This window comes from Paraburkholderia sp. J8-2 (assembly GCF_905220195.1).
Lineage (GTDB): Bacteria > Pseudomonadota > Gammaproteobacteria > Burkholderiales > Burkholderiaceae > Paraburkholderia.
The window spans coordinates 1-220 of the sequence record NZ_CAJMZA010000162.1 but is presented as its reverse complement, the minus strand read 5'-3'; the positions used below and the strand labels follow the sequence as shown (position 1 = coordinate 220).

1 tRNA gene is annotated in these 220 nt (G+C 49.1%); it reads right to left on the bottom strand.

The window, feature by feature from the left end:
- Window positions 1-137: 137 nt before the first annotated feature.
- A tRNA-Ala gene (locus U5A52_RS43260) sits at window positions 138-213 on the bottom strand.
- Window positions 214-220: the final 7 nt, after the last annotated feature.

Here is a 220-nt window from a genome sequence, read left to right as displayed (position 1 = left end):
GATGAATCTCTTTACTACTTCTTCCTGATTGTTAAAGAACGACAGCCGATATGGTTTTACTCACATCGCTCTGACTGGCTCAATCGCCAATGCGAAATGTTCTGCATCACTTCTGCAGAACGCTGTGCATTGAAGATTGGTGGAGGATGACGGGATCGAACCGACGACCCCCTGCTTGCAAAGCAGGTGCTCTCCCAGCTGAGCTAATCCCCCAGTCAAA